This is a genomic window from Dactylosporangium sp. NPDC051484 (assembly GCF_040689395.1).
In the GTDB taxonomy this organism is placed as follows: domain Bacteria; phylum Actinomycetota; class Actinomycetes; order Mycobacteriales; family Micromonosporaceae; genus Dactylosporangium.
Window position 1 is genome coordinate 33204 of sequence record NZ_JBFAZX010000010.1, and the last position, 17140, is coordinate 50343.

17 protein-coding genes and 1 pseudogene are annotated in these 17140 nt (G+C 71.4%); 9 read left to right on the plus strand and 9 right to left on the minus strand.

Annotation, left to right across the window (positions count from 1 at the left end; translation table 11 throughout):
* Positions 1-58 precede the first annotated feature (58 nt).
* Positions 59-862, plus strand: a complete 804-nt coding sequence (gene ddaH, locus AB0367_RS18760; protein WP_366227598.1) for a dimethylargininase — start codon at positions 59-61, stop codon at positions 860-862.
* A 71-nt stretch (positions 863-933) separates the two neighbouring features.
* On the opposite strand, the gene AB0367_RS18765 is transcribed toward ddaH, so the two are convergent.
* From AB0367_RS18765 to AB0367_RS18775, 3 genes are all read right to left on the minus strand, one after another.
* Positions 934-1254 carry a hypothetical protein gene (locus AB0367_RS18765; RefSeq protein ID WP_366227599.1) on the minus strand — a complete coding sequence of 107 codons (321 nt, stop codon included), beginning with the start codon at positions 1252-1254 and terminating at the stop codon, positions 934-936.
* A 216-nt stretch (positions 1255-1470) separates the two neighbouring features.
* Positions 1471-1962 (minus strand): hypothetical protein, encoded by a 492-nt coding sequence (locus AB0367_RS18770; protein WP_366227600.1) that lies wholly within the window; start codon positions 1960-1962, stop codon positions 1471-1473.
* A 411-nt stretch (positions 1963-2373) separates the two neighbouring features.
* Complete coding sequence (locus AB0367_RS18775) at positions 2374-2922, minus strand: hypothetical protein (RefSeq protein ID WP_366227601.1); 549 nt, start codon at positions 2920-2922, stop codon at positions 2374-2376.
* Positions 2923-3125: 203 nt separating this feature from the next.
* Here AB0367_RS18775 and AB0367_RS18780 point away from each other — a divergent pair, with 203 nt between their 5' ends.
* The 8 genes and pseudogenes from AB0367_RS18780 to AB0367_RS18815 all read left to right on the plus strand — a co-directional run.
* Complete coding sequence (locus AB0367_RS18780) at positions 3126-4298, plus strand: HlyD family efflux transporter periplasmic adaptor subunit (RefSeq protein WP_366227602.1); 1173 nt, start codon at positions 3126-3128, stop codon at positions 4296-4298.
* An 11-nt stretch (positions 4299-4309) separates the two neighbouring features.
* Positions 4310-5041, plus strand: a complete 732-nt coding sequence (locus tag AB0367_RS18785) for a response regulator transcription factor (protein ID WP_366227603.1) — start codon at positions 4310-4312, stop codon at positions 5039-5041.
* The gene (locus AB0367_RS18790) at positions 5038-6639 is read left to right on the plus strand and encodes a HAMP domain-containing sensor histidine kinase (protein ID WP_366227604.1); all 1602 of its coding nucleotides are present in this window, start codon (positions 5038-5040) and stop codon (positions 6637-6639) included. Before AB0367_RS18785 ends, AB0367_RS18790 begins: the two co-directional genes overlap by 4 nt.
* Before the next feature lie 81 nt (positions 6640-6720).
* Positions 6721-7893 carry an efflux RND transporter periplasmic adaptor subunit gene (locus AB0367_RS18795; protein WP_366227605.1) on the plus strand — a complete coding sequence of 391 codons (1173 nt, stop codon included), beginning with the start codon at positions 6721-6723 and terminating at the stop codon, positions 7891-7893.
* A 13-nt stretch (positions 7894-7906) separates the two neighbouring features.
* Positions 7907-8629 (plus strand): ABC transporter ATP-binding protein, encoded by a 723-nt coding sequence (locus AB0367_RS18800; RefSeq protein ID WP_366227751.1) that lies wholly within the window; start codon positions 7907-7909, stop codon positions 8627-8629.
* Positions 8626-9843 (plus strand): ABC transporter permease, encoded by a 1218-nt coding sequence (locus AB0367_RS18805; protein WP_366227606.1) that lies wholly within the window; start codon positions 8626-8628, stop codon positions 9841-9843. Before AB0367_RS18800 ends, AB0367_RS18805 begins: the two co-directional genes overlap by 4 nt.
* Before the next feature lie 99 nt (positions 9844-9942).
* Positions 9943-10656, plus strand: coding sequence for a hypothetical protein (locus AB0367_RS18810; protein WP_366227607.1), 714 nt, complete (start codon positions 9943-9945; stop codon positions 10654-10656).
* A gap of 43 nt (positions 10657-10699) precedes the next feature.
* A pseudogene (locus tag AB0367_RS18815) lies at positions 10700-11170 on the plus strand (oxygenase MpaB family protein); the annotation flags it as partial.
* Between the two features lie 16 nt (positions 11171-11186).
* On the opposite strand, the gene ccsB reads toward AB0367_RS18815, so the two are convergent.
* Genes ccsB through hemL form a run of 6 tightly spaced genes read right to left on the minus strand, consistent with a single transcriptional unit; the run spans position 11187 to position 17052 of the window.
* Complete coding sequence (gene ccsB / locus AB0367_RS18820) at positions 11187-12182, minus strand: c-type cytochrome biogenesis protein CcsB (RefSeq protein ID WP_366227608.1); 996 nt, start codon at positions 12180-12182, stop codon at positions 11187-11189.
* Positions 12182-13753 carry a cytochrome c biogenesis protein ResB gene (locus AB0367_RS18825; protein ID WP_366227609.1) on the minus strand — a complete coding sequence of 524 codons (1572 nt, stop codon included), beginning with the start codon at positions 13751-13753 and terminating at the stop codon, positions 12182-12184. Before AB0367_RS18825 ends, ccsB begins: the two co-directional genes overlap by 1 nt.
* The gene (locus tag AB0367_RS18830) at positions 13753-14511 is read right to left on the minus strand and encodes a cytochrome c biogenesis protein CcdA (RefSeq protein WP_366227610.1); all 759 of its coding nucleotides are present in this window, start codon (positions 14509-14511) and stop codon (positions 13753-13755) included. Before AB0367_RS18830 ends, AB0367_RS18825 begins: the two co-directional genes overlap by 1 nt.
* A gap of 16 nt (positions 14512-14527) precedes the next feature.
* Entirely contained in the window at positions 14528-15067 is a 540-nt protein-coding gene (locus AB0367_RS18835; RefSeq protein WP_366227611.1) for a TlpA disulfide reductase family protein, read from the minus strand.
* A gap of 3 nt (positions 15068-15070) precedes the next feature.
* Entirely contained in the window at positions 15071-15715 is a 645-nt protein-coding gene (locus AB0367_RS18840) for a histidine phosphatase family protein (RefSeq protein ID WP_366227612.1), read from the minus strand.
* Positions 15712-17052, minus strand: coding sequence for a glutamate-1-semialdehyde 2,1-aminomutase (gene hemL, locus AB0367_RS18845; RefSeq protein ID WP_366227613.1), 1341 nt, complete (start codon positions 17050-17052; stop codon positions 15712-15714). Before hemL ends, AB0367_RS18840 begins: the two co-directional genes overlap by 4 nt.
* Between the last annotated feature and the right edge of the window lie 88 nt (positions 17053-17140).

Genomic DNA, 17140 nt, shown 5'->3' on the forward strand with positions numbered 1-17140 from the left:
CTCGAAAGCAACTATTCTCGCTGTTTTGCGCACCACAGGGTATCTACCGTTTGATGTCGTGACGCGGTCGTACCTGATGTCGCCACCCGAGCACTTCGTGGTGGAGTACGCGATCAATCCCTGGATGGACACCAACACTGCGGTGGACACCGAGCTGGCGGTGAAGCAGTGGGAGGGCCTGCGTGAGACGCTGCTCCGCCTCGGCCATGAGGTCCACGTGCTGACGCCGGAGATCGGCCTGCCGGACATGGTCTACGCGGCCAACGGCGCGTTCTCGGTCGACGGCGTCGTGTACGGCGCGCGGTTCAAGTACCCGCAGCGCACGGCCGAGGCCGCCGCCCATCGTCGCTTCTACGACACGCTCGGCTGGCGGTTCGTCACGCCAGGCGAGACCAACGAAGGCGAGGGCGACTTCACCTACCTGCCCGCGGCGCTCGGCGGACTGGTGCTGGCCGGCCACGGCTTCCGCACCGAGGTCGCCGCGCACGCCGAGGCTCAGGAGGCGCTGGGCCGGCCGGTGGTCTCGCTGCGACTGGTCGACCCGCGCTTCTATCACCTCGACGTGGCGCTCGCGCCGCTGGACGACGAGAACATCGCGTACTACCCGGGCGCGTTCTCCGAGTCGTCGCGCCGTGTGCTGCGGCAGTTGTTCCCGTCGGCGATCATCGCCACCGAGGACGACACGCTCGCGTTCGGCCTCAACCTCGTCTCCGACGGCCGCAACGTGGTGCTGAGCGGCGAGGCGACGGCGCTCGCGGCGCGGCTGCGGGAGGCGGGCTACACGCCGGTACCGGTGGAGCTCACGGAGCTCAAGAAGGGCGGCGGCAGCGTGAAGTGCTGCGTCGCCGAGTTGCGCGGCTAGATCGAAACATCCGAGAAGCCCGGCGACCGTGATCGCCGGGCTTCGTGTTCGGCTCGTCTTGTGAGCCGTCGTTACGCCGATTGGACCACGATCCACTTCGCGGTGAACGTGGCGGCGGCCGGGGACCCACCGGGCTGCCCGCCGCTCACCGGCGCGGTGCCGGCCACGGACAACTGGGCGCCTGTCTTCAGCGCGCCCGGCTGCAGCGTGTGCCGCTTGTCATACACCCTGACGCCGTTGTTCAGCGTCCACGTCCGCGTGAAGCCGTCCGACGACTTGACCGTCACCGCCGTGGACGTCAGGTTCGTCGCCGCGCCCCGCTGCATGGCCACCCGGACCGGCCCCTTCGTGGTCTGCACGATCCCCTCGCCGTGCAGCACACCCTGGAGCATGTCGTGGTGGGATGGCGCTTCCGGCGTGGTTGCGGGGGTTGGGGTGGGTTGTGCCACCGCCGCTGCGGGCGGTAATGCGCCGACGAACGTCAGTGCCACCGCGCCGCAAAGTAAGCCTATCCGCGAGCGTCTCATCGGGTACCTCCTCGGAATCGGGCCGACTGGCCCAACTACCTCGGCTCCCGTGCGGCAAACCTGACATAAGGAGCGCTGGATCTATACCAGGCGGAGCTCGGGGCGGGCCGTCACGTGCCGGACGGTCTGGCGAGCCGGCTCCATCACGCCCCACGGCGTGCGGAACGCCTGCCGGAGGACCTCGTCGAGGCGCCACATCTCGGCGGTACCGCACAGGCGCACCCAGAAGTTCTCGCGCACCCCGTCGATCGCGGTGAGGCCGAGCTGGATGCCGGTGCGGTCGGGCTCGGGCGTCCAAGTGACGTCGGCGAGCTGGTGCAGGTCGGCGTTGAGGTGGAGGCTCACGCGGCGCAGTACCGCGGATTCGCTCGTGACGACCAGCCGGCCGCGGGTCAGCATCAGCACGTTGCGGCGCCGCCCTCGCGTGGTGCAGCGGGCTACGACGGCGACCGCGTCGCGGTCCCCGGCGCAGCGGCGCAGCACGTGGACGTGCCGCGCGACCATGCTGCCCGATAGCTTCGCCAGCGCTGTGGCCGGCGGGAACGTCCGCGAGAAGGTGTCCAGCGCTTCCATGCCGTGCGCAACGACCCGCCACGCGGAGTGACACGCATTTCCGGCACCGATCTCGCGACCGCGGCATCCCGACACTCCCACGATGTCCGGATCAGGCCTGGTTGCGGCCGCGAGATCGGCGCACAGAGGGTGCGACGCCGACGCACCCGGGAGTTAAGCCTGCATGCCTTATCGCTCTTTGACCTATGGCCAAGATCGTGGTGCGGGCCGCCCGCCGGCGGTCCGGCTTCCCGGTGACCCGCCGGGAAGCCGGACCGTCGAGTGTGAGGGCCCGCCCGGGCGGTCGCCGGGCGCAGTGACCCGACGGAGTGGCCCGTCGGGTCCGGCGACCGACCGGGCGGGCGACTGAGACGAGCGCAGGCGCGGAGCACGAACGCCCGAGTCAAGAAGCCCGGTCACATCAGCGCCGGGTCAGGAGGCCGACGGGCGCGGGCTCGGCTTCAGCGGCGCGCACACCTGCATCGCCGCTTCGACCTTTGCGTCCGCGGTGTCCAGCTGGTCCGTCGGGCCGGTCACGGTGACGCCGTGCTCGTTGAGGCAGTTACGGTACGCCGCGTCGCGGCCACCCCCGCCACCGTTGCCGCCGCCCGGGAACGCCGTCGGGCGCAGCGACTCACACGCCTTCTGTGCCTTCTCCCAGGTCTGCTGGTCGACGCCGCTCGGGGCGACCGAGCCGTAGAAGCCGCCGGGGCCGCCGCGGAAGGTGCTGTCGCCCGACGGGCGTGGCGCGCCGGACGGGCGCGCCTGGCCAGAGCGATGACCGGACGGGCGGACCGTCGGGCGGTTCGACGCGTTGAACTGCGGGAGGTCGACGCCGTTGTCGCGCAAGCACGACGCGTAGCCGCTGCCGCCGGACGCACCCGCGGCGGCCGGGGCCTTGTCGTCGGAGGAGCCGCAGGCGGCGGCGAAGAGGGCCACCGCGGCGAGCGCGAGTGCGGCGCCGCCGATCCGCTTGTTCATCACCCGTGTGATGCAACGGCGCGAACCTCGACGCGAAGTCGACCGAACCTCAAAATTGCCTCACAACCGGCGGGGGTGATCCGCCGGGGTATGCGGTGAATTGCCCGGCCGCCCACCCGACCGCCCACCCTGCCGCCGGCTCTCAGCGAACTTTGAGGTCCGGCCTAGGTAGCCGGGAGGAGAACCGGCTGAACTACTGAGCCATGAAGGTCTGGTGGCTGGCTGGAGGCACCGCCGTGCTCGCGGCCGCGGCCGTGACGGCGGTCGTGCTGACCGGCGATGACAAGCCGGCACCGGTGAAGATCAGCACGGTGAAGGTGGCGCGTGGTCAGGTGACCAGCACGGTGTCCGCCTCCGGCGCGGTGCAGGCGCAGGTGAGCCGCAGCCTCGGCTTCACGTCGAACGGCACGCTCACCGAGCTCAACGTCAAGCCCGGCGACGTGGTCACCGAGGGGGCGGTGCTCGCGAAGATCGACGCCTCGTCCGCGCAGGACGTGGTCGACCAGGCCACACAGAACGTCTCCAGCGCCCAGGACGCGCTGGTCCGCGCCCAGCAGGCGCACGACACCGCGCTCGGCGCGCCCACCGCAAGCCCGACGCCGTCGACCGCCATCTCCCGTCCCGCCGCCAGCACCACGCCGGGCGGTGGCACCAAGAGCGGCGGCACGCAGCCGGGCACCGTGCAGGGCGGCACTGCGCAGGGCGGGGGGAGCGGGACCCAGGGCGGCTCCGGCACCCAGAACACCGCGCAGAACCGGGCCAACCAGATCCAGTCGACCAGCGACAACCTGACGAACGCCCAGCAGCGGCTCAACAACGCCCGGCTCAGCCTGACCCAGGCCAACGCCAAGCTCGCCGGCACCGTCATCACGGCGCCCGTCGGCGGCAAGATCCTCGCGGTCAGCGGCACCGTCGGCAGCCAGGCCGGCTCCAGCGTCATCACGCTGGCCGGCGCCGGTGACGTGGTCGTCAAGGCGCAGTTCACCGAGGCCGAGGTGGCCCACCTGCGGGTCGGCCAGACCGCGACGATCACGCTGCCGGACGACGTCAGCACGAAGTACGACGGGAAGGTCATGCAGATCGATCCCGCCGGCACGGTGTCCAACCGCCTCGTGCGGTACACGGCCCTGATCTCCTTCGACAAGGTGCCCGATACGCTCCTGTACGGCCAGAGCGCTACTGTCGCTGTAGTCACCGCGTCCGCAGGCGACGTGCTGTCGGTGCCCTCGACCGCCGTGCACAACGGCTACGTGACGGTGCGGGTCAACGGCAGGGACGAGGAGCGGGCCGTCGAGACCGGGCTGCGCGGCGACGTCAACACCGAGATCAAGAGCGGACTTGCCCAAGGCGACGAGATCCTGACGGCGGGTCAGTGACGATGGAGCCGATGCCTGTAACCGTGTCCCAGGCGACCGAACGCCAGCCGAAGGTCCTCGTCGTCGACGATGAGGCGAGCATCCGCGCCTTGCTGTCGGCCACGCTGCGGCTGACCGGCTTCGAGGTGCGGGTCGCGACCGGCGGGCGCGAGGCGCTGGCGGCGGCCGCGGAGTACGGCCCGGACCTCGTCGTGCTCGACGTGATGATGCCCGACCTGGACGGCTTCGAGGTCGCGCAGCGGCTGCGCACCAGCGGCCGGCCGGTGCCGGTGCTGTTCCTGACCGCGCGGGACTCGGTCGAGGATCGCATCTCCGGGCTCACGGTCGGCGCCGACGACTACGTCGCCAAGCCGTTCAGCCTCGAGGAGGTCGTGCTGCGGATCCGCGCGATCCTGCGGCGCAGCCTGGGCGAGCAGCAGCAGCTCGTCGACGGCGGGGTGCTGCGCTACGCCGACCTGGAGATGGACGAGGACGCCCACGAGGTGCACCGCGGCGGCCACCGCGTGGACCTGTCGCCGACCGAGTTCAACCTGCTGCGATATCTGCTGACCAACGCCGGCCGCGTGGTCAGCAAGGCGCAGATTCTCGACCGCGTCTGGAACTACGACTTCGGCGGCGACGGCCGGATCGTCGAGTCCTACGTGTACTACCTGCGTCGCAAGATCGACAAGTGGGACCCGCCGCTGATCCACACCGTGCGCGGAGTCGGCTACGCGCTGCGATTGCCGAGACCCGAGGCGTGACGACGCGGCCCTCACTGCGGCCCTGGAGACAATGGACGGTCCGCACCAGGATCGTCGTCTCCGTCGTGTCGATCGCCGCGGTAGCCCTGATCGTCGCCAATGTCATCGGCGTGCTGCTGCTCAATTGGTACCTCATGCAGCGCGTCGACCAGCAGCTCATGGTTTCGCCGCGCGGGCGGCCGTCCAGCGGCGCGACGCAGAACAAGCGGCCCGAGGGCGTGTTCTCACCCGGCCCCGACTTCCAGATCTACCGCTTCAACGCCGACGGCGGGCTGGAGAACGGCGAGACACCGTTGGTCGACCCCAGGCTGTTCGGCGACATCAAGGAGCGCGCGGCGCGCCCCGAGCCGTTCACCGTCGACGGGCCGAAGGCGCAGTGGCGGGTCCGGGTCTTCGCGTCGCCGAACGGGACCGGCTACTTGGCGTTCGCCATCTCCCTCGCCGACGTCGGGGCGACGCGGGAGCAGATGGTCCAGTACACCTCCGGGATCAGCGCGGCGCTGCTGATCCTCGTCGGCCTCGCCACCGCGACGCTGGTGCGCGTCGGGCTGGCGCCACTGACCCGGATGGAGGAGGCCGCGGCCGACATCGCCGCCGGCAACCTGTCCCGGCGCGTCGACGACGCCGATCCGCACACCGAGTCGGGGCGGCTCGGCATCGCGCTCAACACGATGATGACCCGCATCGAGGGGGCGGTCGACGAGAGCGCCGCGTCGCAGCGGCGGCTCCGGCAGTTCCTCGCCGACGCCGCGCACGAGCTGCGGACGCCGCTCACCAGCGTTCAGGGGTTCGCCGAGTTGTACCGCCGGGGCGGCGCCCCGCCGGGCCCGGCCCTCGACGAGGCGATGGAGTGCATCGACGCCGAGGTCAGCCGGATGCGCCTGCTCGTCAACGACCTGCTGACCCTGGCCCGGCTCGACGAGGAGCGCCCGCTGCAGCAGCACCCCGTCGACCTGCTCGCCGTCGCCGCCGACTCGGTGCGCGACGCGCACGTGCGGGTGCCGACCCGGTTTGTGCAACTCGCCGCGCTCGACGAGCGCTCGGTGACCTTCGAGCCGGTGACCGTGGAGGGCGACGAGGCGCGCCTGCGCCAGGTCGTGGCCAACCTGATCAGCAACGCGCTGCAGCACACGCCGGAGGACACCCGGATCGTGGTGCGGGTCGGGCGGGCCGGGCCGGCGAAGATGCTGCCGATCGCAACGGTCGGCGCCCCGCTGTCCGGCGATGTCCCGCTGGGCGCCATCGAGGTCACCGACACCGGACCCGGGATGCGGCCGGAGGACGCGGTGCGCGTCTTCGAGCGGCTGTACCGCGCGGAGAGCTCCCGCTCGCGGCGGACCGGCGGCGCCGGCCTCGGGCTGTCGATCGTCGCCTCGATCGTGCAAGCGCACCGCGGGCGCGTCGAGCTGTGGACCGCGCCCGGGCAGGGTGCGACGTTCCGCGTGCTGCTGCCCGCCCTCGACATGCCGGAGTTCGACGACGGTGACGAGGAGGAGGACTACGCCGCCGACGAGGCGGACATCGAACTCGGTGACGCCACGGACGAATCCGTTGAAATGCGGGCAACCGGATTCCGAGGGAACTCCGAGGTTCGCTGAGGGTCGCTCCGAGCGACGCCCACGACGATTCCCCTCATGCGTTTGTCGCTGCCGTCTCCGAGTCGGCCACGGCTCAACTCCGTGACCCTCGTGAACGCCGTGCTCGTGCTCGTCGCGGCCGGCGGCGCCTTCTGGGCGTACCAGATCATCAGCGGACCGGCCGCCAGCGCGGACACGGGGACGACCACCGAGCGCACCCGCCTCGTCGCCGTCACGCAGGGCACGGTCTCGCAGACCGTCTCCGCGTCCGGCTCGGTGGCGAGCGCCTCCACGGCCAACGCCAACTTCACCACCTCCGGCACCGTGACCGAGGTCGACGTGAAGGTCGGCGATGTCGTCACCAAGGGCCAGACGCTGGCGAAGGTCGACCCGGCCGCCGCGCAGGCCGCGCTGGACACCGCGAAGGCCAATCTCAACGCCGCGAAGGCCGCGCTGACCCGCGATCGCAACAACAACGCCGACGACGCCACGATCGCCTCCGCGGACGCGCAGGTCGCCACCGCGCAGGCCAACGTCTCCTCGGCGCAGGCGACGGTCAACGGCACGGTGCTGACGGCGCCGATCGCCGGCACCGTCACCGCCGTCAACGGCGCGGTCGGCTCGTCGTCGTCCGGCTCGTCCTCGTCGGGTGGTGGGGGCGGCAACAACCCCGCGTCCGGCTCCAGTTCCAGCTCGGGCTCCGGCAGCGGCTTCATCCAGCTGGCGGACCTGTCGAAGCTGCAGATCGACGCGAGTTTCGCCGAGGCGGACGCGACCAAGCTCAAGGCCGGCCAGACCGCCGGCATCACGTGGAGCGCGCTGAGCGGCACGCGGGCGACGGGCAAGGTCAGCACCATCTCGCCCACTGCCACGACCAGTAACAACGTCAACTCCTACGCGGTGGTGATCACGCTGGACTCCCTTCCCGACGGGGTACGGCTGGGGCAGAGCACGACCGCGGTCGTGACGGTCGCCGAGGCGCAGGACGTGTTGCGTATCCCGAGCACGGCGCTGCGCACCGCCGGCGGCCAGCGCACGGTCACGGTGCGGGTCAACGGGCAGAACGAGGAGCGGCAGGTCGAGGTCGGCATCACCGGCGGCGGCTTCGTGGAGGTCAAGTCGGGGCTGCAGGCCGGCGACCAGGTCGTGATCACCACGAGGACGACCACGTCGACCACGGGCCCCAACACCCAGCAGTTCCCCGGCGGCGGCAACTTCCCGGGCGGCGGCGGCAACTTCCCCGGTGGTGGCGGCGTGGTCCGTAGGGGCAACTGACGTGAGCATCCAGATGATCGCCGAGGCGGATGCCTGGCCGGGGCCGGCCGTGCGGCCGGTGCTCGACATCCGCGACGTCAAGAAGATCTACGGGCAGGGCGAGACCGAGGTGCACGCCCTGCGGGGCGTGACGCTCACCGTCGAGCGCGGCGACTACGTCGCGATCATGGGCTCGTCCGGCTCCGGCAAGTCGACGCTGATGAACATCCTGGGTTGCCTCGACATCCCGACGACCGGACGGTATCTCCTCGACGGCGTCGACGTCAGCCGGCTCACCGACCGCCAGCTCGCCCTGGTGCGCAACCGGCGGATCGGGTTCGTGTTCCAGGCGTTCAACCTCATCGCCCGCACCACCGCGCTGGCCAACGTGGAGCTGCCGCTCGCCTACGCCGGCGTGAAGGCGGCCGAGCGGCGCCGCAGGGCCCGGGCGGCGCTGGGCATGGTCGGCCTGGCCGAGCGCGAGGACCACGAGCCCAACCAGCTCTCCGGCGGCCAGCAGCAGCGCGTCGCGGTCGCCCGGGCGCTGGTCACCGCGCCGGCCCTGGTGCTTGCCGACGAGCCGACCGGCAACCTCGATACCCAGTCCACCAACGACGTGCTGGCCGTGTTCGACCGGCTCAGCCACTCGGGCCGGACCATCGTGCTGATCACCCACGAGCCGGACGTCGCGGAGCGCGCGAAGCGACTGATCAGGCTGGTCGACGGACGCATCGTCCAGGATGAGCGGCTGAAGTGAACATCTTCGAGACCGTCCGCTTCGCGCTGCGCGCGATCACCTCGAACAAGCTCCGCTCCAGCCTCACCGTGCTGGGCATCCTCATCGGCGTGGCGGCCGTCATCCTGCTCGTCGCGGTCGGCAACGGCTCCGCGCAGGCGGTGCAGAAGCAGATCGAGTCGCTGGGCACCAACACGCTGACCGTGACGGCCGGCGCCGGCGGCGGGGCTCGGGGGGCCGCCTCGACGCAGAACACCGCGCTGAGCATGGACCTCGTGCCGGCGCTGCAGGACAAGGACGAGGCGCCGCACGTCAAGAGCGTGTCGCCGGTGGTCAGCGGGTCGCAGTCGGCGACCTACGAGGGCACCGACCACACCATCACGCAGTTCGTCGGTACCTATCCCGGATATGTCGGCGCGTCCAACTTCAAGATCGCCAAGGGTGCGCTGTTCACCGACGACGACGTCAAGGAGTCCCGCAAGGTCGTCGTGATCGGCTCGACCGTCGCCGAGGAGCTCTTCGGCACCGTCGACCCGCTGTCCAAGCAGATCACCGTCTCCGGCAAGCTCTTCACGGTCGTCGGGGTGCTCGCCGAGAAGGGCGGCAGCGGCTTCAACGACCCCAACGACGTGGCCATGGCGCCGGTGAGCGCGGTGCAGGAGTCGCTGACCGGGTACGGCTCGCTCAATCAGCTCCTCGTGCAGGCCACCTCGCCGGACGCGGTCGCCGAGGCGCAGGCGGAGATCACGGCGATCCTCAACGAGAAGCTCAACGTCAGCGGCTCGGCGACGACCTCCGCGTACCGAATCCTCAATCAGTCGCAGCTGCTCGAGACCCGGGCGAACACCGCGCAGACGTTCACGCTGCTGCTCGGGGCCGTCGCCGGGATCAGCCTCCTGGTCGGCGGGATCGGCATCACCAACATCATGATGGTGACGGTGACCGAGCGGACCCGTGAGATCGGCATCCGCAAGGCGCTCGGCGCCCCGAAGCGCACCATCCTCACCCAGTTCCTGGTGGAGGCCACGGTGCTCTCGGTCCTCGGCGGTCTGCTCGGCGTGCTCGCCGCGATCATCGGCAGCCAGTTCACGATCGTCAGCATCAAGCCGGTCATCGTGCCGAGCTCGGTCGCCCTCGCGCTGGGCTTCTCGGTGGCGATCGGCCTGTTCTTCGGTAGCTACCCGGCCAGCCGGGCGGCGGGACTGCGCCCCATCGAGGCCCTTCGTTATGAGTGACACCAGCCTCCGTGCGGGCGGGTCCTGGCTGCGGTGCCCGACTCCCCGCGGGCGCCGCAGCCCGGTCCCACCCGCGCGGCAGTCGACGAGGAGTTTTCCGTGACCCACGCCGCTTCGCCCTTCCGCCGTGCGGAAGCGCACCCGTCGGACGACATCTCCCCGTACGGCCGTCCGCAGCACGCGGACGCCGACGCGCACCTGTCCGACGACATCTCCCCGTATGGCCGTGCGCCGCACGCGGACGCCGATGCGGACACGGAGACGCTGCCCGTGGTGCCGGGTTTCTCGGACATTTCGGAGGAGTCGGATGAGTCGGATCTGCTCGCGAATCCGGCGCTCGACGACGACCTCAACGACCGGATCTCGAAGGCCGCACCCCGGCGCCTGGCCAATCGCGCCACGTACGTCCTGGCCGGCCTGGCGCTCGTGGTCATCGGCTTCGTCGGGGGCGCCCAGGTGCAGAAGAGCTACGGCACCGCACCGGCCGCGACCGTTCCCGGCGGTGCCAACCCGGCCGCCCTGGCGAGCGCCTTCGCCAACCGCGGCAGCGGTCAAGGCTTCCCGGGCGGCGGCAACGGCACCGGGGGCGGCGGCACCCGCAGTGGCGTCACCGGCACGGTCAAGCTCGTCGACGGCACCACGGTGTACATCGAGACCCCGGACGGCGCCACGGTCATCGTGAAGACCAGTGACAAGACGACGGTTTCGACGCCCGGTGCGCTGAAGGACCTGACGGCGGGCGCCACGGTCACCGTCCAGGGGCAGACCGCCGACGGCTCGGTCACCGCCACGTCCATCACAAAGACGAAGTAGCCTCGCTTTCCTATCCTCGGCGGCGTGCGCCGCTTCGAGATCATGGATCACATCGCCGGCCTGGATCCGGGCTGGGCGCCGCCTCACCCCGCCCGAGCGCACCGCGATCGTCACCTTCTACGCCGAACTGGGCCGCCGCATGGGCGCCCCGGACCTGCCGGGCGACTACGCCGGGCTGGCCGCCTACCTGCAGCGCTGCGAGGCTGGCTTCGCCTACACCCCGGCCGGCCGCGTGTGCAGCGAGCGCACCCTGGCGATGGCCCGCGCCCGCGTCCGCCCGTGGCTGCGCCCGCTCGTCCGCCCGCTCATCGCGACCCTGCTCGCCCCGGGCACGCGCGCCGCCGTGGGGCTGCGAACGCCACCCGCGCCGGCCCGGGCCGTGGTGCTCGCCGCGCTGCGCGTGCGCCGCCGCGTCGTGCGATGGCTGCCGCCCCGCGCCGTGCCCACCACCCCGCGGACCCGCCGCGACGCGGCCGATACCGATGACGTCGCGGTGCGCGGGGCCGGACGGTAGTGGCAGCCGGGTCCGATTAGATGCCGGCGTAGGAGTGCAGGCCGCTGGCGAACAGGTTGACGCCCCACAGGTTGACCTGCATCGTCGCCCAGCCGGCCACGGCGATCCAGCTCGCCAGGCGGCGGCTCACGCTCGGGGTCGAGCGGGCGTGCAGGTAGCAGGCATACACGACCCACGCGACGAAGGACCAGACCTCCTTCGGGTCCCAGTTCCAGTAACGGCCCCACGCCGCCTCGGCCCAGATGGCGCCGGTGATGACGCCGAAGGTCCAGATCGGGAAGCCGAAGGCGTGGATGCGGAACGTCACGCGCTCCAGCGAGACGGCCTGCGGCAGGCGCGCACCCAGCGAGTACGGGAAGCGGGTCTTGCCGGCGTCGTGGCCCGAGCGGATCAGGTGCATCGCGGCGGCCACGAAGCCGACCAGGAAGATGCCCGTCGCGACCGAGGCGGCGCCGACGTGGATGACCAGCCAGTACGAGTGCAGGGCCGGGACCAGCGGGCCCTCTGGGACGTAGAGGGTCATGCCGGCAACCGACAGCAGGAGCGCGGCGACCAGCGTGACGAACAGGCCCAGGTGGCGCAGGTTGGTCCACTTGACGAGCACGACCAGCCACGCCGTCACGCCGACCAGGGCGGCGGTGATGACGAACTCGTACATGTTGCCCCACGGGGCGCGCTCCGCCGCGATGCCGCGCGTGACCAGGGTGCCCACGTGGGCCGCGTAGCCGAGCACGGTCAGCACGACCGCGGCGACGCCGGCCCGGCGTGCGCCGATCGAGCGCTCCGGCGTCTCCGCCGGGACCTCGGAGGGGGTTGCGGGGATCTCGGGGAGGTCGGCCGGGGGGAGCGAGCCGCCCGCGCCGACGCCGGCGCCGACCGGGATGGCCACGCGCGTCGCGGCGCGGGCGACCAGGCTGCGGCCGCCGAAAGCGTATTCGATCGCGTACGCCATCATCGCGAGCACGTAGCTAAAGATCGTGACGACCAGCAGTTGGTTGGACAGTGCACCCATCACACAACCTCCTCGACGTCCTCAGTCTGCGGCACCTGCTCCGGGACGCTCGTGGCAGGGGCGGTCGCGCGCACGATCTCGTCGAACTCGTCGGCGAAGCCGGGGTAGTCGCTGCGGGGCAGGCCGCCCGCCGTGACGCCGGTGGGCGAGATGCGGAAGAAGATCCGGCGGCGCTTGCCGCTCAGCGAGCCGAGCAGGCCGACCAGCAGCGCGATCGAGCCACCGAGGACGATCGGCTCGCCCGGGTCATTCCGGATCGAGAGGCTGATCCACTGGGCCGTTCCGACGAACTCGACGGTCGTGCCGTCCGGCAGGGTGCCGGTCTGGCCGGGCTTGAGCGCCATCGGGCTGCCGAACTTCGTGAGCCGGCCGGCCTCGATCTGGCGGGTGTCCAGCGTGTACACCGACAGCGGCGCGCCGGCGTCGAAGCCCAGCACCCCGGAGTACGGCTGCAGCATGATCCTCGGGTCGTTCTCGGCCGGGAAGGCCGAAGAGTTCACCGACGGGTCGGACGGCAGCGTGGGCACGTAGACGCCGGAGAACCCGATCTGCGACTTGTCGTCGCGGGTGCCGGTCTGCGGGTTGATGTTGACGTCCGGGAACGTCGCCACGCCCTGGCTCGTGAGCAGTCCGTCGCTCGGCAGGAACGGCGCCACGTTGACCGACGACTTGCCGTACTTGTCGGTGTACTTCAGGATCGGCGCGTACCCGTGGCCGAGCAGCGACACGGTCGCGCCGTCGAGCCGCAGCGGGTCGTTGACCTGCAGCACCCGCTCGCTCTCGCGGCCGTGCTGCTTCACGTTGATGTCGGCCCGGTAGCTGATCGGCTGGCCGTTGGGCAGGTAGGTCGCGGCGAACTTGTCCATGCGCAGGCAGAAGCGGGGCAGGTCGTTCTCGCCGACCTGCGCGCCCAGGGCGTGCTCGTCGTAGTTGAGCAGCGTGTTGCAGAACGCGAAGTCCTCGCCCTGCACCAGCAGGCGGTTGCCGTGCCAGCCGAACCACGAGCCATACGCGACGCCGATGAGCAGCGACAGCAGCGCGAAGTGGAAGACCAGGTTGCCGGTCTCCTTGAGGTAGCCCTTCTCGGCCGAGATCTCGGTGACGTCGCCGTCACGCCGCACGGCCGTGCGGAACCGCCGCTTCTTCAGGACCTGGCGGATGCGCTCGGCGGTCTCCGGCGTGGCCGGGCCGGGCAGCGTGGCGTGAGCCTGCAGCCGGTCGAACCGCTTCGGAGCCTTCGGCGGTACCTTCACCAGCGCCGCGATGTGCGAGCGGAACCGCGGCACGAGGCAGCCGACGAGCGAGACGAACAGCAGCAGGTAGATCGCCGAGAACCACGGCGACCCGTACACGTCGAAGAAGAAGAGCCGGTCGAGCGTCGGCCCCCACTGCTTGTGCGTGTCCAGATAGGTGCGGACCTTCTCCGGCGACACGTTGCGCTGGGGCAGCACCGAGCCGGGAATCGCCGCCACGGCGAGCAGGAACAGCAGCACGAGCGCGGTGCGCATGCTGGTCAACTGGCGCCAGGCGCGGCGGCTCACGGCCACAGCGGTGTGGTAGAGCCAGCGCATCAGATCGGCACCGATCCGGGCCCGAGGTTGGACTGCAGCGCGATCATGAGGGAACTCCAGACGCCGGTCACCAGCGCGATCCCGACCAGCACGAGCAGCGCACCGCCGACGCGGGTCACCCAGCGGCTGTTGCGGCGGATGAACTTGATGACCCCGATGAGTCGCTGGAAGCCCAGCCCGACGGCGATGAACGGGATGCCGATGCCCAGCGAGTACGCGATGGCCAGCGTGACCGCGCGCGCCTGTGAGCCGCTGGTCGAGCCGAGCGCGATCACGGCGCCGAGCGTCGGGCCCGTGCACGGCGCCCAGGACAGCGCGAACACCATGCCGAAGACCGGCGCGCCGATGAGGCCGGCCGCCGGCAGCCGCTGGATGCGCCACTGCCGCTCCAGGCCCGGCACCAGGCCCATGAAGGCCAGGCCGAGCACGATCACGGCCACGCCGGCGATCACCTCGATCAGCCGGCGGTGCAGCATCAGCGACATCGCGGCCTGGGTGGCGAGCACGATCAGGCCGACGAACACCGCGGCGAAGCCGGCGATGAACAGCCCGACGCCGGCGAGCACCCGGCCGCGGCGCTGGCCCGAGTCGAGGTCGGCGCCGGCCAGGCCGGTGACGTAGGAGAGATAGCCCGGCACCAGGGGCAGGATGCAGGGCGACAGGAAGCTGGCCAGGCCGGCCAGGACGGCGATCGCGATCGCCGCCAGCAGCGGGCCGCTCGCGGCGATCGTCCTGGCGTCGGCGAGCACGGTCGTCATGTCGGGCGCCCCGTGGTCACGACTCGGCCAGCAGGTCGCGGACGATCGGCTCGAGCAGCTTCTGGTCGACCGTGGAGCGGATGACGGCGGCGAGCCGGCCGGCCTTGTCGATCACCAGCGTGGCCGGGATCGAGTTGGGCGGCACGCTGAAGTCCAGCGCGAGCGAGGCGGACGGGTCGAAGATGCTGCCGTACGTGGGCTTGGTGTCGGCCAGGTAGGCGTTGGCCGGGCCGCGCTGGTCGCGCACGTTGACGCCGATGAAGGTGACGCCCTGGTCCTTGGTGGCGGCGAGCACCTTCTCCAGTTCGGGCGCCTCGGTGCGGCACGGCGGGCAGTTCGAGGCCCAGAAGTTCACGACCACGACCTGGCCCTTGTGCTGGGACAGGTCGAACTGGCCGCCGCCATTCATGAGCTCGCCGCGCATCGCGGGCGCGGCGACCCGGTCGGCGACCGCGATCTTGCGGCTGCCGAGCGCGTTCTTCGGCGTGCTGCCGGTGCAGGCCGCGAGGGCCAGCAGGGTCGCGGTCACCACGACGGCGGCTAGGAGGCGGCGCATCGGTCACGCCCCCTTGGCCTGTCGCGCCGAGGCCGACAGCGCGATGAGGTGGGCGGCGGGCTCGGAATACCCGATGCCGACGATCTTGGTGCCCTCGAAGTGGAAGCTGGTGAGGCTGGCCAGGGCGCACTCGCGGCGCCGTGGGTCGTGCCACAGCCGCTTCTTCTCCACGTGCCGGCGCAGCGTCCAGATGGGCAGCTGGTGCGAGACACAGACGGCCTCGTGCCCCTCCGCCGCCTCGCGAGCCGCCATCAGCGCGGCGAACATGCGTGCCGCGATCGCCGTGTAGGCCTCGCCCCAGGACGGGGTCATCGGGTCGCGCAGCACCCACCAGTTGCGCGGGTCGCGCAGCGCGCCGTCGCCCACGCTGACCCGCTTGCCCTCGAAGAAGTTGGCGCTCTCGATCAGCCGGTCGTCGATCGCGGTCGTCAGGCCGAGCTGCTCGGCGAAGGGCGCGGCGGTCTGCTGGGCGCGCTCCAGCGGGCTTGCCACCAGGTAGGTGATGTCGCGGCCGGACACCGCCTCGGCCGCGGCCTTGGCCATCTGCACACCGAGCTCGGAGAGGCGGAAGCCGGGGAGGCGGCCGTAGAGCACCTTGTCCGGGTTGTACACCTCGCCGTGGCGCAGCACGTGAACGACGGTCTTCATGCCCGCGGGGTCCCCGCCTGCGCCGCGGCCCGCGCCGCGTGGGGCAGTGCCGCCTCAAGCACCGAGAGCCCCTCGTCGTCGATCGCCGTGGAGACGAACCAGGACTCGTAAGCGCTCGGCGGGAGGTACACACCGCGGGAGAGCATCTCGTGGAAGAAGGCCCGGAACGCGCCCACGTCCTGCGTCTGCGCGTCGGCGAACGAGTGCACCGGCCGGTCGGTGAAGAAGATCGAGAACATGCTGCCGGCGGACGAAAGCACGTGCGCTACACCCGCGGCGGAAAGCGCCTCGGAGGCGAGCTTGCCGACCGTGACCGCGGTCGCGTCCAGGCGGGCGTAGACCTCCGGGGTGGCCAGGCGCAGCGTCGCAAGGCCTGCGGCACAGGCCAGCGGGTTTCCGGAGAGGGTCCCGGCCTGGTACACCGGGCCGGCCGGGGCCAGTCGCCCCATGATCTCGGCGCGCCCGCCGAACGCCGCGGCCGGCATGCCGCCGCCCATGACCTTGCCGAACGTGTACAGATCGGCGTCCACCGGCTCGAGCCCCGCCCAGCCGCCGCGGCTGACCCGGAAGCCGGTCATGACCTCGTCGAGGATGAGCAGCGCGCCGTGGCGGTGCGCGAGCTCGGCGAGCTTCGCGTTGAACCCGTCGAGCGGGGCGACGACGCCCATGTTGCCGGCCGCAGCCTCGGTGATGACCGCGGCGATCTGGTCACCGTGGGCCTCGAAGGCCGCCTCGACCGCGGCGACGTCGTTGTACGGCAGCACCAGCGTGTCGCCGGCCGCCGCGCCCGTCACGCCGGGCGAGTCGGGCAGCGCGAGCGTGGCCACCCCGGAGCCGGCCGCGACCAGCAGCGCGTCGACGTGCCCGTGGTAGCAGCCGGAGAACTTGACCACCTTTGGCCGCCCGGTGAACCCGCGCGCCAGCCGCAGGGCGCTCATCGTCGCCTCGGTGCCGGAGTTGACCAGGCGCACCTGCTCGACGGGCGTGCGCGCGACGATCTCCTCGGCGAGCGCGACCTCGCCGGGCGTCGGCGTGCCGAAGCTGGTGCCGCGCGCGGCCGCGGCGGTGATCGCCGCGACGACCTCGGGGTGCGCGTGGCCGAGGATCAGCGGCCCCCACGAGCAGACCAGGTCGAGGTAGCGCCGGTCGTCGGCGTCGGTGAGCCAGCAGCCGGAGCCGCTGACCATGAAGCGCGGGGTGCCCCCGACCGCCCGGAAGGCACGGACAGGTGAATTCACCCCACCCGGCACGATGGCCTGGGCACGGTCGAACAGGGCCTGGGATGCCGGCGCGTCACCCGCGTGCGGGCCGAGACCGGCGGCGTCAAAATCGGTCACAGCCTGCTCATTCTGACAGCCTCGCCGGACCAGCTCCGCGCGGCCCTCGGGCCCGTGTGCCCGAGACCACTTCCGGGCCGGTCGGATA